General features: G+C 68.7%; 17 protein-coding genes and 1 tRNA gene. 7 read left to right on the forward strand and 11 right to left on the reverse strand.

The window, feature by feature from the left end; all coding sequences use genetic code 11:
- Positions 1 to 28: 28 nt before the first annotated feature.
- Genes V6M51_RS03925 through V6M51_RS03935 form a run of 3 tightly spaced genes read right to left on the reverse strand, consistent with a single transcriptional unit; the run spans position 29 to position 1,157 of the window.
- Positions 29 to 451, reverse strand: a complete 423-nt coding sequence (locus V6M51_RS03925) for an SHOCT-like domain-containing protein (protein ID WP_332764816.1) — start codon at positions 449 to 451, stop codon at positions 29 to 31.
- 11 nt (positions 452 to 462) lie between these two features.
- Positions 463 to 780, reverse strand: coding sequence for a hypothetical protein (locus V6M51_RS03930; protein WP_332764818.1), 318 nt, complete (start codon positions 778 to 780; stop codon positions 463 to 465).
- On the reverse strand, positions 777 to 1,157 hold the full coding sequence (locus V6M51_RS03935; protein ID WP_332764820.1) for a DUF2089 domain-containing protein: 381 nt from the start codon (positions 1,155 to 1,157) through the stop codon (positions 777 to 779). The genes V6M51_RS03930 and V6M51_RS03935 overlap by 4 nt, the downstream gene beginning before the upstream one ends.
- A gap of 154 nt (positions 1,158 to 1,311) precedes the next feature.
- Here V6M51_RS03935 and V6M51_RS03940 point away from each other — a divergent pair, with 154 nt between their 5' ends.
- On the forward strand, positions 1,312 to 2,115 hold the full coding sequence (locus V6M51_RS03940) for an acid phosphatase (RefSeq protein WP_332764822.1): 804 nt from the start codon (positions 1,312 to 1,314) through the stop codon (positions 2,113 to 2,115).
- Between the two features lie 174 nt (positions 2,116 to 2,289).
- Here the strand turns inward: V6M51_RS03940 and V6M51_RS03945 are convergent, their stop codons facing one another.
- Both V6M51_RS03945 and V6M51_RS03950 read right to left on the reverse strand, forming a co-directional pair.
- A complete protein-coding gene (locus tag V6M51_RS03945; protein WP_332764824.1) occupies positions 2,290 to 3,048 on the reverse strand; it encodes a molybdopterin-dependent oxidoreductase in 759 nt (252 codons plus the stop codon).
- The gene (locus tag V6M51_RS03950; protein ID WP_332764826.1) at positions 3,045 to 3,872 is read right to left on the reverse strand and encodes a cytochrome b/b6 domain-containing protein; all 828 of its coding nucleotides are present in this window, start codon (positions 3,870 to 3,872) and stop codon (positions 3,045 to 3,047) included. The genes V6M51_RS03945 and V6M51_RS03950 overlap by 4 nt, the downstream gene beginning before the upstream one ends.
- Positions 3,873 to 3,997: 125 nt before the next feature.
- Between V6M51_RS03950 and V6M51_RS03955 the strand changes: the two genes are divergently transcribed.
- Together V6M51_RS03955 and V6M51_RS03960 are read left to right on the forward strand one after the other, a co-directional pair.
- Positions 3,998 to 4,930, forward strand: coding sequence for a thioesterase family protein (locus V6M51_RS03955; RefSeq protein WP_332764828.1), 933 nt, complete (start codon positions 3,998 to 4,000; stop codon positions 4,928 to 4,930).
- Between the two features lie 13 nt (positions 4,931 to 4,943).
- A complete protein-coding gene (locus tag V6M51_RS03960; protein ID WP_332764830.1) occupies positions 4,944 to 6,035 on the forward strand; it encodes a YeiH family protein in 1,092 nt (363 codons plus the stop codon).
- Here the strand turns inward: V6M51_RS03960 and V6M51_RS03965 are convergent.
- A complete protein-coding gene (locus V6M51_RS03965) occupies positions 6,032 to 6,907 on the reverse strand; it encodes an alpha/beta fold hydrolase (protein ID WP_332764832.1) in 876 nt (291 codons plus the stop codon). The two genes, V6M51_RS03960 and V6M51_RS03965, sit on opposite strands and share 4 nt — an antisense overlap.
- A 259-nt stretch (positions 6,908 to 7,166) precedes the next feature.
- Between V6M51_RS03965 and V6M51_RS03970 the strand changes: the two genes are divergently transcribed.
- The 3 genes from V6M51_RS03970 (at position 7,167) to V6M51_RS03980 (ending at position 9,791) form a co-directional block, all read left to right on the forward strand.
- Positions 7,167 to 7,460 (forward strand): hypothetical protein, encoded by a 294-nt coding sequence (locus tag V6M51_RS03970; RefSeq protein ID WP_332764834.1) that lies wholly within the window; start codon positions 7,167 to 7,169, stop codon positions 7,458 to 7,460.
- 83 nt (positions 7,461 to 7,543) lie between these two features.
- Entirely contained in the window at positions 7,544 to 9,355 is a 1,812-nt protein-coding gene (gene mnmD / locus V6M51_RS03975) for a tRNA (5-methylaminomethyl-2-thiouridine)(34)-methyltransferase MnmD (RefSeq protein ID WP_332764836.1), read from the forward strand.
- A 25-nt stretch (positions 9,356 to 9,380) separates the two neighbouring features.
- Positions 9,381 to 9,791 carry a DUF6491 family protein gene (locus tag V6M51_RS03980; RefSeq protein WP_332764838.1) on the forward strand — a complete coding sequence of 137 codons (411 nt, stop codon included), beginning with the start codon at positions 9,381 to 9,383 and terminating at the stop codon, positions 9,789 to 9,791.
- An 84-nt stretch (positions 9,792 to 9,875) separates the two neighbouring features.
- Here the strand turns inward: V6M51_RS03980 and V6M51_RS03985 are convergent, their stop codons facing one another.
- The 5 genes from V6M51_RS03985 to cpdR all read right to left on the reverse strand — a co-directional run bounded on the left by V6M51_RS03985 (position 9,876) and on the right by cpdR (position 20,770).
- Positions 9,876 to 12,899 (reverse strand): TonB-dependent receptor domain-containing protein, encoded by a 3,024-nt coding sequence (locus tag V6M51_RS03985; protein ID WP_332764840.1) that lies wholly within the window; start codon positions 12,897 to 12,899, stop codon positions 9,876 to 9,878.
- Positions 12,900 to 13,389: 490 nt separating this feature from the next.
- Positions 13,390 to 16,527: a TonB-dependent receptor gene (locus V6M51_RS03990; RefSeq protein ID WP_332764841.1), complete on the reverse strand. Its 3,138-nt coding sequence runs from the start codon at positions 16,525 to 16,527 to the stop codon at positions 13,390 to 13,392.
- A 457-nt stretch (positions 16,528 to 16,984) separates the two neighbouring features.
- A complete protein-coding gene (locus tag V6M51_RS03995) occupies positions 16,985 to 19,963 on the reverse strand; it encodes a TonB-dependent receptor (RefSeq protein ID WP_332764842.1) in 2,979 nt (992 codons plus the stop codon).
- A gap of 290 nt (positions 19,964 to 20,253) precedes the next feature.
- Positions 20,254 to 20,328: transfer RNA gene (locus V6M51_RS04000), tRNA-Val, on the reverse strand.
- An 82-nt stretch (positions 20,329 to 20,410) separates the two neighbouring features.
- Positions 20,411 to 20,770 carry a cell cycle two-component system response regulator CpdR gene (gene cpdR, locus V6M51_RS04005; protein WP_254834852.1) on the reverse strand — a complete coding sequence of 120 codons (360 nt, stop codon included), beginning with the start codon at positions 20,768 to 20,770 and terminating at the stop codon, positions 20,411 to 20,413.
- A 125-nt stretch (positions 20,771 to 20,895) separates the two neighbouring features.
- On the opposite strand from cpdR, the gene V6M51_RS04010 reads away from it, so the two are divergent.
- Entirely contained in the window at positions 20,896 to 21,792 is an 897-nt protein-coding gene (locus V6M51_RS04010; RefSeq protein ID WP_332764844.1) for an N-formylglutamate amidohydrolase, read from the forward strand.
- Positions 21,793 to 21,866 lie beyond the last annotated feature (74 nt).

Below are 21,866 nucleotides of genomic sequence, written 5' to 3' on the forward strand. Positions count from 1 at the left end.
GGCCGAGTTCGGCGACGGGGAGGCGTCGCTACTCGCAGAAGATCCTGACCTTGGTCTTGTCCTGATCGACATCGACGGTCAGCTCGTCGAGCTGCTCGACCAGCTCCTCCAGGTTCTCGGGCTTCAACTGGTTGAGGTCGAACGGCACGCCGTTCTTGGCCATGGCCGCATTGACCTTCTCCCGGGCCGCCGGCGGTATGATGCTGGAGAGCCGCACCCCGGCCCGCAGCAGGTTCATCGGCACCCGGATATTCACCTTGGTCGGGCCGTCGTGGCCCTCGTCGGTGTCCACCACCACCCGCAGGTATTTCACGTTGCGCCGCGCGCCGGGCGCGGGGCCTGAGGCGGGCTGGGGTCCGCGCTCGAGGGCGGCCATCAGGCGCTCGGCCTCGTCGGGGGTGATCTTGCCTTCGCTCAGCATCTGCAGGATCGAGCGGCGGTCTTCGCTCATGGCGGCGTCTCCTAGACGATCTTGATGCGGACGAGAGCGTCCGGGGCTTGGACATCGACCTCGGTTCCCCCGAGGGACAGCAGCACGCGGCCCACGGCCAGCACCGCGTCCAGCGGACTGATCCCACGCGGCCAGGGCATGAACACCGCCACGATCAGCAGCAGGAAGGCGAAGGGCGAGAGGATCAGGAACAGGGCCGTCAGCGGCAGCCACAGGCGGACCACCCGCGGCTCGCCCGACCTGACATGGGTCCGCCGGCGGTGGTGGCGCGCGGTGCGCATGGCGCGGGCCTGGAGGGTGGCGAGCGCCCGGATCGGGGTTCCGCTCATGGGCGTCCCTCCAGTTCAGCGATGGCGGTCTCGGCGTCGATCTCGCCGCGGCTGAGGCGCTCCAGCACGTCGGCGCGGGACGGCCGCACGTCGATCTCCACCAGGTCCAGCACCCCGGCGATGCGGTTCAGCCGCGCCTTGATGGTCGGATAGGAGACCCCGAACACCGCCTCCATCTCCTTGATCGAGCCGTGGCTCTTGAGAAAGGCGGCGACGAAGACCTGATCCTCGGCCGAAAGCCTCGCCAGCTGCGGCGGCTCGAAGCCGCCCTCGATGGCGACGCCCGAGTCCACGAGCCGCACCCGCTCGACCACGAAGGCCTTGCCCTGGGTGAGCTCGGTGAGCGCCTGCCAGTCGTGATGAGGTTTCTGGGTCAAGATGGCCGGTCCGAATTGAATTTCTCAATCTTTGACTCAAGATATTCAATTTCTCAAGCCCGAAATGAAGAATCTTAAGCTCAGGGCGTCAAACCGCTTGAACGGGGACCGGGCCTGCGCATGATCGCGCCAACGAGAAATCCGGGAGGGGATGATGGATCGCAGAGTGATGGGCGCCGCCCTGGTGGTGGCCTTGGCCGCCGCCGGAATGGCCGTGGCGCAGCAGGCCGCCGCCCCCGCCCCCAGCCTGCCCATGGGCTATCTGACCCCGCAGAGCTGGCCTGACGCGGCCAGGATCCTGCCGCCGGCGCCGGCTGCCGGCTCGTCTCGCGAGGCCCGCGACCAGGAGGTCTTCAAGACGACCCGCGCGTTGGAGGGCTCGCCGCGCTGGGCGCTGGCCCAGAACGACGTCCCCACCCTGCCCCAGGCCATGTTGAAGAACTTCAGCTGCGCGGTCGGCGTCGAACTGACCCCGCAGAACGCGCCGAAGCTCACCGCCATGCTGGGCCGGGTCGGCCTGGACGCCGGCCGTCAGGTCGCCGCGGTGAAAGACGTCTTCAAGCGTAAGCGGCCCTATCTGATCACCGAGGGCAATATCTGCGTGCCCAAGTCCGACAGTCTGGCCGCCAGCCCCGACTATCCCTCCGGCCATGCCACCTGGGGCTGGAGCATCGGCCTGATCCTGGCGGAGATCGCCCCGGACCGGGCGACCCCGATCCTCGCCCGCGGCCGCGCCTTCGGCGAGAGCCGGGTGATCTGCGGGGTGCATACGGTGAGCGCCGTGGAGGCCGGCCGCACCAATGGCGGCGCCCTGGTCGCCACCCTGCACGGCGACCCCCAGTTCCGCACCGACCTGGAGGCCGCCCGCACCGAGGTCACCGCCCTGCGCAAGACCGCCGCGGCCGAGCCGGCGTCCTGCGCCGCCGAGGCCGAGCTGGTGGCGAAGGGGCCTTACTGAGGCCGGCGCGCTTCAACCCCCTCCGTCACGTCGCCGAAGAAGGCGACGCGCCACCTCCCCCAAACCGCGCTGCGCGCTGGGGGAGGAACTAAGAACACCTAATTGCTCCCCTTCTGGGGGAGCTGTCAGCGAAGCTGACTGAGGGGGACTTTGACTCCTTCGAGCGCCGGGCGCCTAGATCCCCGCGTACCACTCGTAGCCGCGGTCTTCCCAGAAACCGCCCTTGCCGCGGCCGAGGTGGGCATAGTCGGCCACGGCCTCGATACGCATGAGGTACTTGGCGTGCTTGTAGCCGAGCTGGCGCTCGATGCGCACGCGGCACGGGGCGCCGTGCTTCACCGGCAGGGGCTGGCCGTTCATGGCGTAGGCCAGGATGGTCTGCGGGTGATAGGCGTCGATCAGGTCGACGCTCTCATAGTACTTGTTAGCCCCATCCGTGGCGTTGGGGTCCAGGGTGTCGGCGCAGTGGAAGACCAGGTAGCGGGCTTCCGGCTTCAGCCCCGCCCGATCCAGCAGCGGCCCAAGCCGGGCGCCAGTCCACTTGCCGATCGACGACCAGCCCTCCACGCAGTCGTGGCGGGTGATCTGGGTGCGCGATGGCTGGGCCCTCAGCTCCGCCAGGCTGAGCGACAGCGGTCGCTCCACCAGGCCGTCGATGGCGAGGCGCCAGTCAGCGAAGCCGCCCCGCACCAGGGCGCGGTATTCGGGATCGGATGGCCCGATGGAGCCGTTGGCGCGGAAGTCGCGGGAAATCTGCGCCTCCGGGAACTCTTGGGCCAGCGCCGTGCGGTTCACGACCAGGCGCTGGGCCCGGCGGGTCAGGCCCTCGGCCGCGGCCAGGCCGCGCTGCACACCTGGACTCATGCTGAGCCGGTCGCAGGCCCCGAGCAGGAGGCCGGTCGCGCCCAACAGCAGGCGTCGAGAGACGGTCATGGCTGGGCTCCGACGCGGATGGCGAAGCGGCCGGTGATCATCGAGCGCAGGCCGTTGATGGGCCCGGAAACCAGCACCATCAGCACGTGGACCACCACGAAAGCCACGATCAGCCCGGCCGAGATGAAATGCAGGGTGCGCGCCGACTGCCGGCCGCCGAACAGCTCCGGAAGCCAGGGGAATGCGGCGTTGAGGCCCGGCGCCATGGAGAGCCCCGTGGCGACCATGGCCGGCAACAGGACGAAGATCACCGCCAGATAGGTCAGCTTCTGCAGGGCGTTGTAGCGCCGCGCCTCTTCACCCTTGGGGAAGCGCAGGCGGGCGTGGTCGGCGATCTCGTGCAGCAGGTGGCGGGGCTTGAGCTGGTCGCGCTCCGGCAGCAGATCGCGCTTGAAGTGCCCATTGACCAGATTGCCCACCAGGTAGACCAGGCCGTTCAGGGCGAAGAGCCAAGCGAAGAAGAAGTGCCAGCGGCGGCCCGAGGCCAGGTCGCGGTAGCCGGGCAGGGTCGCCCAGGCGGGGAAGCCCCGCGCCTCCTGGGCCCCCGGCTCGCCCGACAGGCCGAACAGTCCGGTGGTCCGCAGGGTGATGTCGCCGATCTTGGTGACCCCCACCCGCTCCCCGCCCAACGCCTTGGCCTGCAGGGCCGCCCAGGGCTCGGCGAACACCGAGGCGTCGCCCCAATAGAGCGCCGGATGGGCGTTGAAGATCTGCAGGCCGCTCGCCAGCAGGACCAGCATGGCCAGCAGGTTGATCCAGTGGGTGACCCGGGTGACCAGGGCATGGCGGTGGACCAGCACCTCTGCGGACGGGGGATCGGACATCGGGGTTCCTCTAGGCCGTGGAGCTTGCCACGGCGCAGATACGGCCGCCATCGCCCAGCGGATGCGCTGGCGCCGCCGCCCAAGCGTCCCTAAGGTCGCCGCCGCAATTCCGGGGGAGCCATCACGTGACAAGCCAAGGCGTCGAGGTCTGGAGCGGCGGCGTCAACACCTGGGAATGCGACGAGATGGGCCACCTGAACGTCCGGTTCTGGGTGGCCAAGGCCCTGGAGGGCTTGGCGGGACTGGCCGCGACGCTGGGCATGCCGCACGCCTTCGCCGCCCACGGGCAGGCGACCCTGGCCATCCGTGAGCTGCACATGCGCTTTCTGCGCGAGGCCCGCGCCGGGGCCTGGCTGCAGGCGACTGGCGGCGTCGTCGAGATCGGCGAAAGCGACGCGCGCCTGCTGGTCATTCTGCGTCATGCCTCCGGCGAGCCCGCCGCCACGTTCCAGTTCCGGGTCGAGCACGCCACCGCCGCCGACCTTCGGCCCTTCCCCTGGCCCGACCGGATCCGCCGCCGGGCCGACGAGCTCAACGTCGAGGTCCCGGCCCATGCGGCGGCCCGCAGCATCGACCTTGGCCCCGTAACGCCCACCGCCAGTCTGGCGCGGGCCGATGAGCTCAAGCTGATGCGCATCGGCCTGGGCGTCGTCGGACCGTCGGAATGCGACGTGTTCGGCCGCATGAGCGCCGAGCGGTTCATCGGCCGGGTCTCCGACGGAATCACCCGGCTGTTCGGCGAGGATCGGCCGGGGCCGGATCCCGTTCCGGGCGAGCCGCCGCCCCGCCTGGGCGGCGCCGTGCTGGAGTACCGGGTGCTCTATCTGGACTGGCCCAGGGCCGGGGACGGAGTAGAGTTGCGCTCCGGGATCGCCGACAGCACCCCGCGCATCCGCCGCGCGGTCCACTGGATGGTCGACCCCCAGAGCGGTCGCCCCTGGGCGAGTTCGGAGGCCATCGCCATCACCTTCGACCTCGACAAGCGCAAGATCATAGACATCGGCGCCCAGGCCCAGGCGGCGTTCGTGGCCCGGCTGACGCCGGGCCTGGCGCTCTAGGCCGCCGCCCCCGATGCGCGATGACCTCGACCAGCTGGCGTTCCGGTCCCTCGATTCGCTGGAGGGCGCGCCGCCCTGGTCGGCGCAGCCCCAGGGCGAGCCCCCCCGCCGCCTGGCCCAGGCGCGCCGCTATGCGCCGGGGCTGATCATCGCCGGACTGGTGGCCCTGGCGGCGCAATGGCTGTCGGAACACTACGGGGCGCCGGTGATGCTGTTCGCCCTGCTGCTGGGCATGGCGGTGAACTTCACCGGCGACGACCCGCGCTGCCGGCCGGGTCTGGATTTCGCCGCCCGCCACGTGCTGCGGATCGGGGTCGCCCTGCTGGGCATGCGGATCACCCTGGACCAGGTTCGGACCCTGGGGCTGGAGACCCTGCTGCTCACCGCAGGGGGTGTGTTGCTGACCATCATCGTCGGCTGGAGCCTGGCGCGCGCCATGAAGCTGCGCGGACCCCTGGGGGTGCTGATGGGCGGGGCGGTGGCGATCTGCGGCGCCTCGGCGGCCCTGGCCATCGCCGCCTGCCTGCCGCGCAGCGACACCCATGATCGCGACGTGGTGCTGACCGTCGTGGGCGTGACCACGCTCTCGACCGTGGCCATGGTGGTCTATCCGGCGCTGGCGACCCTGCTGGGCCTCAGCGACGTGGCCGCCGGGGTCTTCTTCGGCGCGACGATCCACGATGTCGCCCAGGTGGTGGGCGCGGGCTATAGCGTCTCGCCCCAGGCCGGCGACACCGCCACGATCGTCAAGCTGTTCCGCGTGGCCCTGCTGCTGCCGGCGGTGGTGATCATCTCACTGATCTACCGCTCGGCGCTGATCGAGGCCGGGCCCCGTGCCGCCCGGCCGCCGTTGGTCCCGGCCTTCCTGATCGCGTTCGCCGTGCTGGTGGCGGCCAATTCGACCGGCGTGATTCCCGCGGCGATCACCGGGCCGGTGTCGGACGCGTCGCGCTGGTGCCTGGTGGCGGCGATCTCGGCCCTGGGCGCCAAGACCGCCCTGGGCGACCTGGCCCGCGTCGGGTGGCGGCCGATCCTGGTTCTGGTGGGCGCCACGGCCTTCATCGCGGTCCTGGTGCTGGCCGGCCTGGTCGCGCTGGGACGCTAGACCCCGGCGGCCTCGCGCAGAGCCGCCTGGACCAGGTCGGGGCGCTCCATGGGCAGGAAGTGGGTGGTTCCGGGAATGGTCTCGATCCGGATGCGGCCGGCCGCCTGCAGAACGTCCAGCCGGGGATTCTCGCGGCAGGTCGAGCCCTCCGCCGCCCTCAGGATGCGGATGGGGACCTGGGCGGCCTCGAAGGCGCCCAGGGTGTCGTGGCCGTGCGAGGTGAAGTTCGACGCCTCCCAGGCCGGCGCGCAGCTAAGCTCGACCTGGCCGTCGGGCCGGTCATGGAAACCATCGGCGACGTAGTCCGCCAGCATGTCGGCGCTCCAGGACGCGAAGGCGCCGCGGCCCGAATAGGCGGCGATCACCGCCTGGCGGCTGGGAAACACCGTCCGGCGGCGCAGGGCGCCTTGGACCAGCGGCGAATTGGCGGTCGCCTCGGCCTCGCTAACCGAGGGAATCACCACCGGGTCAGCCAGGACCAGGCTCTTCACCCGCTCGGGCGCCGCGGCCTGGGCCAGGACGCTGACAGCGCCGCCCATGGAATGGCCGGCCAGGATCACCCCGCGCAGATCCAGAACCGTCAGCAGGGCCAAGAGGTCGTCACGCAGGTCGTACCAGGAGCCGCGGCCCGCCGAATCGGTGGGCAGGGTGGAGCGTCCATGGCCCCTCTGATCCACCGCCAGCACCCGCAGGCTGTCGCCCAGGGGCTCCAGGATGGTGCGATAGGTGCGCGCATTGAAGCCGTTGGCGTGGGCGAAGACGACGTCGATGGGCCGATCGGGCGGCCCGAACTCGAAGCCCGCCATCGCCCCACCGCGCCCGGGCAAGTCGATCAACCACCCGCGCGTGGCGTCGCTCACTGTCAGATCCATGCATTTCCCTCCGCCGACCCGCCTATATACGCCGCCGGGCCCTTGGAGCCATGCCGCGACGCCGATGCGTCAAACCCAGCAAATGCCCCGGTTTTCGCTGCGGAAGTCGACCCAGGATCAAAAGTGATCACGAGGGCGTGAATTAAAGCCTTGCCCTCTGCGCGAAGCGCGGCATATTCCTGACCTGCGTACGCGACGTTCCCTATCCGGGTCGCTTCGTATGACGCTCTAACCTCCGTTTCCAGGGGACCCAGGGACCATGACCACCGAAATCCTTCGCAAGCTGCTCGTCGCCGGCGCCGCCGTCGCCGCCCTCTCCGTCGCCGCCTGCGGCAAGCCGGCTGAAAAGGCCGACGCCGCCGCCGCCGAAGCCACCGCCGAAGCCTCGACCGCCGCCGCCGCCGCCGACACGGCTGCTGACGCCGCCGCGACCGCTACGGACGCCGCCGCCGACGCCTCCAAGGCCGCCGACGCCGCCGCCGCCCCCGCCGCTGACGCCGCCGCTCCGGCCGCCGACGCCGCGATGGCTCCGGCCGCTCCGGAAAAGAAGTAAGACTTTCCGAACGCTCACGCGTTCGAAAAGCGGAGGGCCGCCCCTTGGGGCGGCCCTTTTCTTTTGCCCTATAGTCCGACCCCATGAGCGCTGACTCCCCCCTCGTCTGGACCGATGACGGCCAGCCGCGCTCGCGCCTCTACGGCGACGTCTATTTCTCCGCGGAGGACGGCCTGGCCGAGAGCCGCACGGTCTTCCTCCAGGGCTGCGGCCTGCCCCAGGCCTGGGCCGGCCGCAGGCGCTTCACAGTGGCGGAGCTGGGCTTCGGCACCGGCCTCAACATCCTGGCCCTGCTGGACCTGTGGCGCGCCGCCGGCCCACCCGACGCCCACCTGCATATCTTCAGCGTCGAAGCCCATCCGATCACGGCCGACGAAGCGGCGCGCGCGCTCACCGCCTGGCCGGAGCTGGCCGAGACCGCTCAGGCCCTGATCGCCGCCTGGCCGGGCCGGGCCCGCGGTTTCCACCGCGTCGACCTGTCCCGATTCAACGCCACCCTCGACCTCGCGGTGATGGAGGCCGAGCCCGCCCTGCGCACTTGGTCGGGCCACGCCGACGCCTGGTTCCTCGACGGCTTCTCGCCGGCCGTGAACCCGGAGATGTGGTCGCAGGACCTGCTCACCCTGGTGGCCCAGCGCACGGCGCCGGGCGCCCGGGCGGCGACCTTCACGGTGGCCGGCGCGGTGCGTCGCGGGCTGCAGGCCGCCGGCTTCGAGATCGAAAAGCGTCCCGGCCACGGCCGCAAGCGCGAGCGCCTGGAGGCCCGACTGCCCGGCCCGCAGCGGCCTGAGACCGCCCCGCCCCGGGTCGCGGTCATCGGCGCGGGGATCGCCGGCGCCTCGGCCGCCCGGGCCCTGCGCGCCATCGGCTGCGAGCCCCTGCTGATCGAGGCCGGACACCCAGGCGCCGGAGCCTCGGGCAACCCCGCCGCCCTGGTCACCCCGCGGCTGGACGCCGGCCTCGGCCCGGTGGCCGAGCTGGCCGCCCAGGCCTTCGGTCGCGCCGTGAGGCTCTACGAGGCCCAACCCGACGCGGTGATCGCCCGTGGCGTCCTACAACTGGCGGCCGGCGAGCGCGATCCCGACCGATTCGCCAAGATCGCGGCCTCCGACCTGTTCGAACCCGGCGCCCTGGCGCCGCTTACCGCCGACCAGGCCTCCGAGCGCCTGGGCGAGGCCGTTCCCGCCGCCCTGGACCTGGCCGCCGCCCTGGTGGTGGAGCCGGCCGTCGCGCGCGCCGCCTGGTCCGGCCCCGTCCTGCGAGCCACCGTGGCGCGTCTGGAGCCGCGCGGCGGCGCCTGGGCCCTGCTCGACGCCCAAGGGCGGCTGCTGGGCGAGGCGGAGGCCGTGATCCTGGCCGCCGGCCAGGCCTGCGCCGAACTGCGTCCAGACCTGCCGTTGAAGGCCGTACGGGGCCAGGCGAGCTGGGCGGAGGGCGTGGAGGGCGTTCTGGCCGCCGCCTGGGGGGGCTACGTCCTGCCGACCCGCGACGGGGTGCTGTTCGGGGCTACCCACGACCGCGACCAAACCGACACGGACGTGCGACCCGCCGATCATGTCCGCAACCTGGAGAGCCTGGGTCAGGCCCTGCCCAGTCTCGCCGCACGCCTGGCCGAGGCGCCGCTGGAGGGCCGGGCCGGCGTCCGCGCCACCACCCCCGATCGCCTGCCGCTGGCGGGGCCGCTGGCCGACGCGCCGGGGCTCTACGCCCTCACCGGCTTCGGGTCGCGCGGCTTCTCCCTGGCGCCGCTGCTGGCCGAGCATGTGGCCGCCCTGGCGCTCGGCGCGCCGTCCCCCCTGCCGGCCCCTCTGGCGGCGCTGGTCGACCCCGACCGGTTCCGGGCCCGCGCCGCCCGGCGAGGCCGCATTTCCGTCGCAGAGGCGGCGCAACCTTGACCGGCCGAGCAGAGGAGCCTTCGCCATGACCCGGACTGGATTCTGGATGGCCGCCACGGCCGTTCTCGCGCTCACCAGCGCCGGTCTCGCTCCGGCCCTGGCCGCCGACCCCGCGCCCGCCGCGAGCGCCAAGCCCCAGCGCCAGTGCTTCAGCGCGCGCAATGTCAGCAATTTCAGCGCCGTCGACGACAGGACCGTGAACCTGCGAGTCGGGGTCAAGGACGTCTATCGGCTCGACCTGATGGGCCCCTGCCACGATATCGACTGGCAGCACCAGATCGGCATCCAGTCGCGGGGTTCGTCCTGGATCTGCTCGGGCCTCGACGCGACCATCATCACCAAGTCGCCGATCGGGCCGCAGCGCTGCGCCGTGCGCACCGTCCGCAAGCTCTCCCTCGAGGAGATCGCGGCCCTGCCCCCCAAGCACAAGCCCTGACAAAAAGTGGGCGCCGACCCGAAGGACGGCGCCCAGTTGGCTGCCGGACCGGAACGGCGAGGCGTCCCGGCCTGGAGGTAAACCCTAGAAGCGCTGCTTGACGCCGATCTTGAACACCCGGCCGAGCGGGTTCCCGTTGGTCGGGTCGTAGTTGTAGAAGCTCTGGGCGAACGAAGGCTCCTCATCGAGCACGTTGAGGATGCTGGCCGAGACCGTGGTGTTCCAGGGCAACTCGACGTTCAGGTTGAGGTCGTGCTGCCAGTACGGATCGGTCTTGCCGACCGGCTGGAACGAATTGGTCGCGTAGTTCCACCGGCAATCAGGGGTGGAGCCGGCGTTGGTCCCGGTGCAGGCGATGCCGATGTTGCGGGTGCCTTCCCGGTAAAGCAGCTGATAGCGAAGGTTCCAGGTCTCGCCGCGGACGTTGATGAAGCCGTTGGCGCGCAGCTTGGGATACGAATAGAAGTCCCCGCCGCCGAGGTCGTGCAGACCCGCCCGATCGATCGGCTGGGCAAAGACCACGCTGGTGTCCTCCGGCAGGGTCGCCTTGCCGCGCTTCACCTCGCGAAGGATCGTCGCCTCCGCCCCGACTGTGACGCTCGACCCCATGAAGTCCATGCCGAAGAAGTCGTCGAAGTCGTACTGGACGCGGACGTCGAAGCCCGAGGTCTTGGTCCTCGGTCCGTTGACGTACTTGATGGTGGTCTGCAGCAAGGTGGCCTGGCTGCAGGCGCCGGTGAAGATGAACCGGGCGGCCAGGGCCGGCTTGGCGCATCCGGCCGGGTTGATGGCGTTGAAGAGCGCGGTGGCGTCCTCCACGCCGAGCTCGCCCTCGAAGTCGAAGTTCCAGTAGTCCACCGAGGCGGAGAACCCGTCGAACTCGACCAGGGCGCCGATATTGTAGGTGTCGGCGGTCTCAGGCTCGAGGTCCGGATTGTTGGCCGTGACGACGGCCCGGTACTGGCCACCCTGGTTGCGGACGCCTTTGGAACTGCCCGGGCTGATCCAGGTCTGGGGCGGCGCGCGGAAGGTGGAGCCGGCCGAACCGCGTAGGGCCAGCCATTCCGTGGCCTGCCAGCGCGCCGCGACCTTCGGATTTGTCGTGGAGCCGACATTGCCGCCGAAGTCTTCGTGGCGGATGGCGGCGGTGACCTCGAAGTCCTCGAGCACCGGGATCCGAACCTCCGCGAAGACCGCTCCGACGCGCCGATCCACGTCCACGTCTTGCTGAGAGCCGAAGAAGACGAACGGTCCAACGGGATTGCTGCAGAGCGGCAGACCATCGTCGATCGAGTCGACACAGGGGGTAGCCCGCACGTCGCCCAGGTTCTCCCAGTCGTCCCGCGTCTGTTCGAAGCGGTACTGGGCGCCGGCGGCCCAGGCGATGGTCCCGCCGGGCAGCTCGATCCCCGAGTCTCCGTTGAACACCAGGTCGGCGACGAACAGCCGATTGGTGAGCTCGTTGGTGTAGGTGCCGTACAGCCATTCCACCAGTTGCGGATCGTTGGCCGCGGCGGCTTGGAACAACGGGTTGGTCGCACCGTTGGCGGCGCTGACCGCGATGCCGTTGGTGAAGGGATTGAAGTACTTGCAGGCGCCGACGCCGGGCGTTCCGGTGGCCGGGCTGCAACCCACGCCGCCCAGGCCGCGGAAGGCGTTCTGGAGGCGATTGACCAGGAGGTCGTTGGTCACGACCGTTCCCTTGTTCTCCATGAAGGTGACGGCGGTGTCCCAGCCGATGCCGTTGTCGAACTTCCCGTTGAAGCCCCCCACGACGCGGAAGGCGTTGCGTTGAATGTCCTGATGGTCGGCCTTGTCTGCGTTGGTCGGATGGCCGGCCACGCCGATGGCGCGCCAGGCGGTCTGGCTTGTGGTCACCCCGTTCACCATGCCGGCGCACTGCGCCGCGCTCAGCGGAGCGGCGCAGGCCGTCCGCAGGGCGATCAGGCCCGGATTGGTCGGCGGGATGAAATAGCGCGACTGGCCATTGAAGCCGGCCGGCGCCGTGGAGCCCGACGTGCCCCCGGCCGTGATCGGCGTCGGGAACTGGGTGGTCAGGTTGGCCGGGGAGATGCGCTGGTTGGGGATATCCACACGGGTCCAGGCCGCCTCGGCATGGAAGCGGATGGATTCGGTGAGCTCGAAATTGACCTCGGCGTAGAGCTGATAGTGGTTTTCCTTGTTCACCAGGTCATTGAACGGTGTGAACTGGAAGCGGCAGGACGAGCCGGGGCCGCCGGCGGCCAGGCTCGCCACGGGCGCCACAACCGGCACGCCGGGCAGCAGGCCCGCAGCGGTGATCTGCCCGCCGAGCTCGTTGCAACCGTTGTCGACGAAGAGGGCGGCGCCGGCCGGGGTTCCGTAGGTGCCGGGGTTGGCAGAGCCCGACCAGCCGCCGTAGAAGGCCGACTCGAAGGGTCGGCGCGCCCAGTCCCGATCGACGACGGCCAGGCGCGAACGGTGCGCATAGCCGGCGGTCACCAGGATGTTGCCCGCGTCGAACCGCTTGCCCCAGGCCAGATCGACATCGTAGTCGCCGTTGGAATCCTGGATGTGGGCGTAGTTGGCGTCGATCTCGAAGCCGTCCAGGTCCTTGCGGGTAAGGAAGTTGACCACGCCGGCCACGGCGTCCGAGCCGTAGGTGGCCGCCGCACCGTCCTTAAGGATCTCGATCCGCCCGACCGCGGCCGTGGGAATGAAGTTCAGGTCCTGGCCTCCCCCCTGGAAGGCGATGGCGGTGGTGTCGGCCAGCCGGCGGCCGTTCATCAGGACCAGGGTCCGGGACGAGCCGAAGCCGCGGAGGTTCAGCGAGGCTGTGCCCGCGCCGCCGTTGTAGCGGTTGCTCTCGCCCAGCGAGGACTGGGCCGCGGTGATCGTCTTGACCAGTTGGACGACGCTGGGTGCGCCCTGCTTGGCCAGTTCCTCGGCGCCGATCACATCGACCGGCAAGGCGGCGTCTTCGGGCGTGCCGGCGATGAATGAGCCGGTGACGATCACTTCTTCGACCGTGCTGGCGGTCTGATCCTGGGCCGCGGCCTGGCCGGAAAGGCCCATCGCCAGGGCGACAGCCAGAATCGAGCCTCCACAGAAATATCTGCTCTTCAACATTATGTTTCCCTCCCCCTCGAGAGCCGCCCCGCTTTAACCGCGGAACTTTTTTGACTCTGGAGCGCAAATATCATCCGTCGGCTCGGCCAGGAGCGCCAGTAGATTTTTCAGGCCTGCAACATAACGTTGTCATGCGGATGGTATCACCCGATTTTGGCGAGTGATCACTGGTTATAAGCAGCTGTAAGTATGCGTATTTCTAGCGTCTTCGCACCACGCCGCGCGTCGAACGCGGCCTTCCCACATTGTGTCTTCATTGTGGGATAAGGGTTTTGGCGCATTGCGCCCGCGGATGGGTCGGGTTCGATGGCGGCTGGCGAAAGCAGTCGGCGAGGCGACCGGGCGCGACCGGAAACAGGTCCGAAACTGTTGCGCGAAAGACGCGCCGCGCCAGAGACAGCGCCAGTCCGGTCACTATACCGGACAAAAGAAAACGCCGCCCCTGCGGGGCGGCGTTCCTGGAGGCGCCGATGGGGCGGCTCCGAGGTTCCTAGAAGCGCTTCTTCACGGCCAGCGAATAGACGCGGCCCAGCGGGTTCCCGCTGCCCGGGTCGTAGTTGTACTGGGTGCCGATCGCGAACGGCGGATCCTCGTCGAACAGGTTCGACACGGTGAGGGTGGCCGCGACATCCCACGGCAGCTCGGCCCGATAGATCAGGTCATGCTGCCAGTACTCGGCGATCTTGGCCGTCGATTTGACGTTGTTAGCGATCGCGATCGGCGTCGCCTCGCTCTGGTTCGTCGAGGAGACGTGGCGGATCTGCCAGCGCAGGTTATGGCCCGACATGTTCCAGTTCAGATAGGCGTTGGCCCGCAGCCGGTTGTAGCCGGTGAACAGCGAGGCGCGGTAGGTGCCGGCCCGCTTCTGGACGCCCGCGGCGTTCGACGGGAAGCCTTCGATCTCGTAGGGCGCCTCGTCGTACTTCAGCAGATAGGTGCCGTCGAAGCCGGTGGTGACATCGCCGCCGAAGAACTCGCCGACATCCAGGTTGGCCTGGAAGTCGACGCCCGAGGTCTCCACCTTGCCGCCGTTGATGTAGTTGGTGCGGTACGACAGGATGTTGTTGCGGTTGCAGACGCCGCCGGCGAAGCCGAACCGGGCCTGGACCGCCGCATAGGCCGCCTCGCCGCAATGGCCGAGGGGCGCCGCGGCGCCGCCCGGGAACATCAGGGCGATGAGGTCGGCGGTGGCCTCCGAGGTGAGCGCGTCCTCGAAATCGAAGTTCCAGTAGTCGACGGTCGCCTTGAAGGCGCCGAAGTCCACAGCCGCGCCGATGTTGTAGGTCAGGGCGGTTTCCGGATCGAGGTTCGGGTTGCCGTAGAGGTCGTTGGCCCGGTAGGTGCCGCTCGCATTGGTCAGGCCACGGGTGAAGTTCGTGGTCGTGATCGTGGCGGCCGGCGCCCGGTAGGTGGTGCCCACCGAGCCGCGGAAGGCCAGCCAATCCAGGGCCTGCCAGCGGGCCGAGGCCTTCGGGTTGAAGGTCTCACCCTGGCTCTCATAGTACTCATAGCGAGCCGCCAGCGTGACTTCGAAGTCGTCGGTGAGCGGGATCAGCATCTCGCCGAAGACCGAACTGATCTTCCGGTTCACGTCGTAGGGACGCAGGTTGGCGTTGAACAGGAAGGGCCCGTTCGCGGTGGTCGGGCAGAACGGCGCGCCGTCGCCGAACGGCGGCGAGTCCACGCAGGGCGTCGCGTTCGCGTCGTAGAACACGTCCGGATCCTGGATGGTCCGGTCATAGCGGAACTGGGCCCCCGCCGCCCAGGCGATGTTTCCACCGCCCAGTTCGATGCCGGTCTCCCCATTCACCACCAGGTCGGCGACGAACAGCTCCGAGGAGATCTCGTTGTACTGCTTCTCATCCATCCAGGCGACGACCGCCGCGCGGTTGGCGGCCGCATCGTTGAAGCCCGGGATGGCGCTTGAGCTGACATAGTAGGGATTGGCTCCGACCTGAGCCAGGCTCTGGTCGAAGGCGTTGGTGAAGGGATTGAAGTAGAAGCAGCCCAGGGCCGCGCTGCCGGCGCCGGCGGTGAAGTTCGCTGTCTCGGCGGCGGTGCACTGGTCGGACGCACCGTCGCGGCTGCCGAAGCCCCGCAGCGCGAGCTGCAGGCGGTTCACCGACACATCTTCGAGATTATAGTTGTAGTCCTGCTTCTGGTAGGTCAGCGCGAAGTCCCAGCCGATCCCATTCTCGAACTTGCCCTTGAAGCCGCCCGACACCCGGAAGGTGTCGACCTTGTAGCTGTAGTGGGCGTGCTCATCGTCGGTGTAGGGGCTGCCGGCGAAGCCGATCGGACGCCAGGCGGTCTGGCTGGCCGCGACGCCGTCTCTCGCGGCGTTGGCGATCTGGCTCTGGGCCAGGGCCAGTCCAGTGGCGCAGCTGGCCGCGTCGACACCGTAGGGCAGCGCCGCACCCGAGCAGTTGGCGCTCGAGATCTGCGCGATCAGGGCTTGCAGGCCGGGGTTGGTGTTGGGGATGTAGAAGCGCGACTGTTCGCCGGTGCCGGACGCCGGGATCGGCGAGGTGCCGCCGCCCGGCGAGGCGCCCGAGGCGTTGATCGGGCTCGGAAACTGGTTCGGCCCCGTGATCGCCCAGCTCTGTAGCGGGGTCTCATGCATGGCGTACAGCACTTCGACATTGGCCGTGATGTTGTCGGTGACGTCGAAGTTGAACTTGCCGTAGGCCTGGTAGTGGTGCTCGTCCTCGACCAGGTTGTCGAAGGACGTGTACTGGAAATTACACGAGGTCGGACTGACGATGGCCGATCCCAGGATGTAGGGCGCGCCACCGTTGGCCGCGCAGCCGATATCGGGCAGGGCGCCGGTGAAGCTGCCCGCGATGGCGTTGGCCGCGCTGGTGGCGGTGTTGTACTGGCCCGGGTTGCCGGTGCCGGCCCAGCCGCCCAGCGGGTTCTCCAGATAACCGGTCGGCCCGGTCCGGATGGCCCAGTCGCGTTCGAAGATCGGCAGTTCCGAGCGGCGGCGATAGCCGAGGCTGATCAGGGCGTCGGCGCGATCCCACTTCTTGCCCCAGGCGATGGAGCCTTCGTAGTCGCCGTCCGAGCCGCTGATGGCCTGGTACTGGGCCGAGAGCTCAATTCCGTCGAGGTCCGTGCGGGTGATGAAATTGACCACCCCGCCGATGGCGTCGGACCCGTAGGTCGCCGCGGCGCCGTCCTTCAGCACCTCGACCCGGCCGATGGCGGCGTCGGGCAGCAGGTTGATGTCGACCGAGTTCAGGCCTTGGGGCGACACAGGCACCCGGCGACCGTTGAACAGGACCAGGGTCCGCGCCCCGGTCACGGCGGAGTTCAGGCTGCGCAAATTGATGGTGGCCGCGCCCGAACCGGAGCCGAAGCGGTTGTTCTCGCCGATCACCGCGCCCGAGGACGGGATGGTCTTGATGAACTGGACCATGGTTGGCGAGCCGCGCTGCTCCAGCTCCTTGGCCCCGATCACGTCGACCGGGAGGGCCGCGTCTTCCGGCGTGCCGGCGATGAAGGACCCGGTGACAATCACCTCCTCCACCGTACTCGTCTCCTGGGCTGCCGCGGCGCCGGACACCCCCAACGCCAAGGCGACGGCCAAAATGGAGCCGCCGCAGAAATACCTGCTCTTCAACATCTAGGTTTCCTTTCCCCCTCGAACCCGCGCCCCGATTGAAATGTGAGCGCTTATCGATGTCCGAGTATGCGGGATCATCCGTGTAGTCGAAGTCGCGCGCTAGGGGCTTGTTTCAAAGGTTTCAAACTTGAAATAACCGCGACCTTGCTGTATAAAATTGACGTAACGATGATATTCATTTCGCTCGACCATACCCCGGCGTGGATAAATTTGTCGGCGAATATCAAGATTTCCTATCACGTTGCTTTTATTGCAATTCTAGGTGACCGAAATTCAACCGAACATTGTTCGGATCATCCCTGATTTTCGAATCCAGGTTCGCCGCGCCTCCAAGGCATGCCGGGCGCGTCTGGGTCGGGTGTGGCGCCTAGGCCGCGCGCCAGAAAAAAGGGCGCCGCTGGGTAAGCCCAGCGACGCCCGTAAGGCTTGGATCCGCCCTTTCAGGTAGGCGGTATGCTTAGAACTTCTTCTTCACGCCCAGCTTGTAGGTCCGGCCGAGCGCGCTGCCGGTGAAGGGGTCATAGTTGAGGTCGAGCCGGGCGAACGACGGTTCGGTGTCGAACACATTGTCGATCGACAGGTTGACCGTGGTGTCCCAGGGCAGGAACACGCGGTAGTCGATCTCGTGTAGCCAGGTCTCGTCGATCTTGGCGCCGTTCGGCTGGATGGCGCCGTTGACCGGGTTGGGGGCGAAGATCGCCGTCCGCTGGTCGATGTAGGAGTCGATGTAGTTGATGGTCCAGCGCAGGTTGTGCGGCCCTGTGGTGTATTCGGCGAACACCGAACCCTTGAGCTGCGGCAGCGAGGTGGCCGAGAGCTGGTAGTTCAGGTAGCCGGCCGCGTCGAAGGCCTTCTCCACCGTCACCCCGCCGACCGTGAACGGGTCGACCTTGTATTCCAGGGTGTAGGTGATCGATCCGCCGAGCCGCAGCCGGCCGCCCATCACGTCGTCGAAGTCGTAGTTGGCCAGGACGTCGACGCCCGAGGTCTTCACCGGCGGGCCGTTGACCACCTGGGTGCGGACCCGGGCGATCGTGGTGATGCCGCAAGCGCCCTGGAAGGTGAAGCGCGCCTGCAGGCCGGCGAAGGCCGGATTGTTGCAGTTCGCGCCCGAACCGCCCGGGAACATGGTGTTGACGATGGAGCCGGACGGCTCGCCGACGATCGGGTTGTCGAAATCGAACCGCCAATAGTCGACCGTGGCGTTGAAGTTGCCGATCTCGACGATGGCGCCGGCGCTGTAGGTCTTGGCGGTCTCGGGTTCGAGACCCGGATTGCCGAAGATGTCGATGGCCCGGAAGGAGCCGCCGATGAACGACAGGGCCGTGACGCTGTTGTTGGTCAGCGAGGTCAGGGGCGGGCCGCGGAAGGTGGTGCTGGCCGAGGCCCGGAAGGCGAGCCAGTCGCTGGCCTGCCAACGGATCGAACCCTTGGGGTTGAAGGTTGAGCCGGTCTCCCCGCCGTAGTCTTCATAGCGGGCGGCGAGTTGGATCTGGATGTCGTCGGTCACCGGAACCGCCAGTTCGGCGAACAGGGCGTAGACGTCCGCCTCGAGATCCGCCTGCTCGCCGGTGCCGAGGAACATCAGCGGGCCATTGCGGACGGTGCAGCTGGTGGTGCCGGTGATCGGGGTGTCGATGCAGGGATTGGCGTCGATATTGCTGAGGTCGTTATAGATCGAGGTGAAGAAGCTGCGGCGGAACTGCGCTCCGGCCGCCCAGCCGATATTGCCGCCGGCCAGCTCGATGCCGAGTTCGCCGTTGAACACCGCGTCGGCCACGAACAGCTTCTGGGTCTGCTTGGTGCGGACCTCCTGGAAGAACCAGCGGACCAGTTCGGGATTGTTGGCCAAGGCCGAGTTGAAGCTCGGATTGGTCGCCCCGGTGATCGCGTTGCTCTGCACCGCATTCGAGAACGGGTTGAAGTAGTGGCAGCCGATCGCGGCGTTGCCGGCGTTGGTGGTGAAGCCCGCCGTCTCGGCCGAGGTGCAGCCGTTGGGGTCATTGTTCAGGGCGCCGAAGCCGCGCAGGGCGAGCTGGAACCGCGAGACCACAGTGTCGTAGCCGGTGCGGACGCCGGTTTCCTGGCCATAGGTCAGGGAGAAGTCATAGCCGATGCCGTCGTCGCCGAACCGGCCCTTGATGCCGCCCGAAACCCGGAAGGCGTCGTAGTGGCGCAGGCCCTGGGACGGGCCGTCATCGAAGGCCGGGTTGCCGCCGTAGCCGAGGGGCCGGTAGCGGACGCCCGGAATGTGGGCGCCGGTGGCGAAGGCCGGGATCTGGGTTGGATTGGCCGCCCGGTAGGCGGCGAAGCCGGGGTTCGACGCCGGGACGAAGTAGCCGGCCAGCACGCTCGCCGGAAGGCCGGTGGCCGGATTGGTCGTCGCAGTCGGGGTCTGCAGCGCCAGATAGGAGGGCGACGTATTCCATTCCGGCACGTCGGTCTCGGAATAGAAGGCCTCGATGTGGAGCTTGGCGTTGTCGCCGAGATCGGCGTTGGCTTCGCCGTACAGCTGGAAGCGGTTTTCCGTCTCCACCAGGTTGTCGAAGGGGATGTAGGCGAACAGACAGGCCGGCAGGGCACCGGGCTGGACGACGCCGCCCAAGGCTGCGCAGCCGGTGTCGAGCTGGAATCCCGCCGCGGGCGTGAAGGCTCCGGTGGGCGTATTGGTCACCGGCAGGAAGGGCGCGATGGCGTTGCCGGCCGACCAGCCGCCTTCAGGGTTGTTGAAATAGGGCTGGGCGGCCCAGTCGCGATCGGTGGTCGTCAGCTCGGAGCGGTGCTGGTAGGCGGCGCTGAGCAGGACGTTGCCGTTGTCCCAGGAATGACCCCAGAGCAGGCTGCCGGTGTAGTCGCCCTTGGATCCGTCGACGTTGCGGTAGCTGGCGCTGGCCTCCAGGCCCTCCACGTTGGTCCGGGTGATGAAGTTCACCACGCCGGCGATGGCGTCGGAGCCGTAGATGGCCGCGGCGCCGTCCTTCAGCACCTCGACCCGACCGATGGCGGCCGACGGGATGATGTTGGTGTCGACGATGCCCGCGCCGGCCTGGCCGAACGGGTTGGGCGCCATGCGCCGGCCGTTGATCAGCACCAGGGTCCGCTGGGCGCCGAGGCCGCGGAGGTTCACCGAACCGGAGCCCTCCGAGCCCTGGGCCCGCGGGTCGAACTGGTTGGTGTCTCCGAGAACGCCGCTGGAAACCGGCAGGGCCTTCAGGAGCTCGACCGTCGAGGGCGTCCCCTGTTTTTCCAGGTCTTCGGAACTGATCACATCGACCGGCAAGGCCGCGTCTTCGGGCGTACCGGCGATGAACGACCCGGTGACCACGACTTCTTCGACAGTGCTGGATTGGTCTTGGGCGGCGGCTTGGCCCGATAGGCCCATCGCCAGGACGACGGCCAATACGGAGCCGCCGCAGAGATACCTGCTCTTCAACATCTTCTTCCTCCCCCTCGCCGGACGCCGGTTTCGATCTGACGCGATGGTCGTCCGTGGGTGGAAAGATCAAACGCCTGTTTGGCGCGGCGGCGCTAGGCCATTTCTTGCGGCGGAGAAACAATCCATTCGAACTGCGTTCAACGCGCAACACCGTTACGGCAAAAGGGTTTTTGACGGCGATGATGAAAAGGCGCCGCAAGCCGCGACAATCGGTCCCCGTTGGGCATGGCGGCGGCCAAGACGCCTCGACCCTGGGTTGGCCAGGGGGAGGACGGATGGTCGGAAAGGAATGGTGGACGTGACAGGGATTGAACCTGTGACCCCCTCGATGTCAACGAGGTGCTCTCCCGCTGAGCTACACGTCCGACCGGCCGGTCTCCCCTTAAGGGAGCGGGAGGCGGCGGTATAACGGCGCGAGACGCCCCGTGCAAGCGCCGCTGAAAACGATCAGGCCGCGGCCATCATCCGTTCCACCTCGGAGACGATCTCGCGCAGGTGGATCGGCTTGGACAGCACCTTGGCGCCGGGCGGGGCGGCGTCGCCGGCGGCGAGCGCCACGGCGGCGAAGCCGGTGATGAACATGATGCGCAGCCCGGGATGGCGCGCCGCGGCGAGCCGGGCGACTTCGATGCCGTCCATGCCGGGCATGACGATGTCGGTGAGCAGCAGGTCCCAGTCCTGGTCGAGCACGGCGGCGGCCTCGTCGCCGTCGGCGCAGGCGGTCACCTCATAGCCAGCCCGCTCCAGGGCGCGGGATAGAAACCCGCGCAGGGAGTCGTCATCTTCGGCGAGCAGGATCCGAGGCATATGTGCTCCGAGAGGGTTGTCGGCAAAGAACGATCCTAGGCGCCGAGATGTAAATCCGCGGTGAACCGGCCGCCGGCGCCTCCAGACGTTTGACCGCCGAGCAGACGCACCGTCATATGATCGCGATGACCGCTTGGGAATCCATCGCCGCAAACCGCGCCGCGCCGAAGGTCCCGCCATTCGAGGTGCGGCGCGCGGCGGGCGCTGGCGCGCCTGCCCCGACCCCCCTGGTCTACGCCTCCCCGCATTCGGGCCGGCACTATCCTGACGACATGATGGCCGCCGCGGCCCTGGACGCCATCGCCATCCGCCGTTCGGAAGACGCCTATGTCGACGAACTGGTGGGCGCGGGGCCCGTCCTGGGCGCGTCGATGATCTGCGCCAACCTGGCGCGGGCCTATATCGATGTGAACCGCGAGGCCTTCGAACTCGACCAGGCCATGTTCGCCGACGAACTGCCCGATTTCGCCCGCGCCCGGACGGCCAGGGTGGCCGCGGGGCTGGGCGCCATCGCCCGTGTGGTGTCGGAAGGCCAGGAGATCTACGCGCGCAAGCTGACCTTCGCCGAGGCCCGCGCCCGCATCGAGACGGCGCACGCGCCCTACCACGCCGCCCTGGCCCGCCTGATCGGCGAGGCCCACTCAGCCCACGGCTACGCGATTCTGATCGACTGGCACTCCATGCCGGCGGCCGCGGCGCGGGTCGGCGGCGCGCCGTGCGACATCGTCCTGGGCGACCGGTTCGGCGCGGCCTGCGCGGGACTGGTCACCCAGCGGGTGGAAAAAGCGCTGGAGGCCATGGGCTACCGGGTGGCGCGCAACGCCCCCTATGCCGGCGGCTACACCACCGAGCACTACGGCCGGCCCGGACGCCGGACCCACGCCCTGCAGATCGAGATCAATCGCGGGCTCTATCTGGACGAGGCGAGCCTGGAGCCCACCGATGGCTTCGGCCGCCTGCAGGCCGACCTCGAGGCCCTGACCCGGACCCTGGCCGCGGCCGACTGGTCCGGGCTGAAATAGCGCCCCGCCCGCAGGCCAAAAAAAAGCCGGACCCGAGGGCCCGGCAGTTCATTAGGGAGGAAACGCCCAGGAAG

Origin of the sequence: Phenylobacterium sp., assembly GCF_036677185.1 — a bacterium.
GTDB lineage: Bacteria > Pseudomonadota > Alphaproteobacteria > Caulobacterales > Caulobacteraceae > Phenylobacterium.

Bases quoted from the DNA above. Each gene is read 5' to 3' on its own strand.
- V6M51_RS03930 (WP_332764818.1), bottom strand. From the start codon at position 780: ATGAGCGGAACCCCGATCCGGGCGCTCGCCACCCTCCAGGCCCGCGCC.
- V6M51_RS03940 (WP_332764822.1), top strand. From the start codon at position 1,312: ATGGATCGCAGAGTGATGGGCGCCGCCCTGGTGGTGGCCTTGGCCGCC.
- V6M51_RS03990 (WP_332764841.1), bottom strand. From the start codon at position 16,527: ATGTTGAAGAGCAGGTATTTCTGCGGCGGCTCCATTTTGGCCGTCGCC.
- V6M51_RS03980 (WP_332764838.1), top strand. From the start codon at position 9,381: ATGACCCGGACTGGATTCTGGATGGCCGCCACGGCCGTTCTCGCGCTC.
- V6M51_RS03995 (WP_332764842.1), bottom strand. From the start codon at position 19,963: ATGTTGAAGAGCAGGTATCTCTGCGGCGGCTCCGTATTGGCCGTCGTC.
- V6M51_RS03925 (WP_332764816.1), bottom strand. From the start codon at position 451: ATGAGCGAAGACCGCCGCTCGATCCTGCAGATGCTGAGCGAAGGCAAG.
- V6M51_RS03945 (WP_332764824.1), bottom strand. From the start codon at position 3,048: ATGACCGTCTCTCGACGCCTGCTGTTGGGCGCGACCGGCCTCCTGCTC.
- V6M51_RS03970 (WP_332764834.1), top strand. From the start codon at position 7,167: ATGACCACCGAAATCCTTCGCAAGCTGCTCGTCGCCGGCGCCGCCGTC.
- mnmD (WP_332764836.1), top strand. From the start codon at position 7,544: ATGAGCGCTGACTCCCCCCTCGTCTGGACCGATGACGGCCAGCCGCGC.
- V6M51_RS04010 (WP_332764844.1), top strand. From the start codon at position 20,896: ATGACCGCTTGGGAATCCATCGCCGCAAACCGCGCCGCGCCGAAGGTC.
- V6M51_RS03965 (WP_332764832.1), bottom strand. From the start codon at position 6,907: ATGGATCTGACAGTGAGCGACGCCACGCGCGGGTGGTTGATCGACTTG.
- V6M51_RS03950 (WP_332764826.1), bottom strand. From the start codon at position 3,872: ATGTCCGATCCCCCGTCCGCAGAGGTGCTGGTCCACCGCCATGCCCTG.
- V6M51_RS03985 (WP_332764840.1), bottom strand. From the start codon at position 12,899: ATGTTGAAGAGCAGATATTTCTGTGGAGGCTCGATTCTGGCTGTCGCC.
- V6M51_RS03960 (WP_332764830.1), top strand. From the start codon at position 4,944: ATGCGCGATGACCTCGACCAGCTGGCGTTCCGGTCCCTCGATTCGCTG.
- cpdR (WP_254834852.1), bottom strand. From the start codon at position 20,770: ATGCCTCGGATCCTGCTCGCCGAAGATGACGACTCCCTGCGCGGGTTT.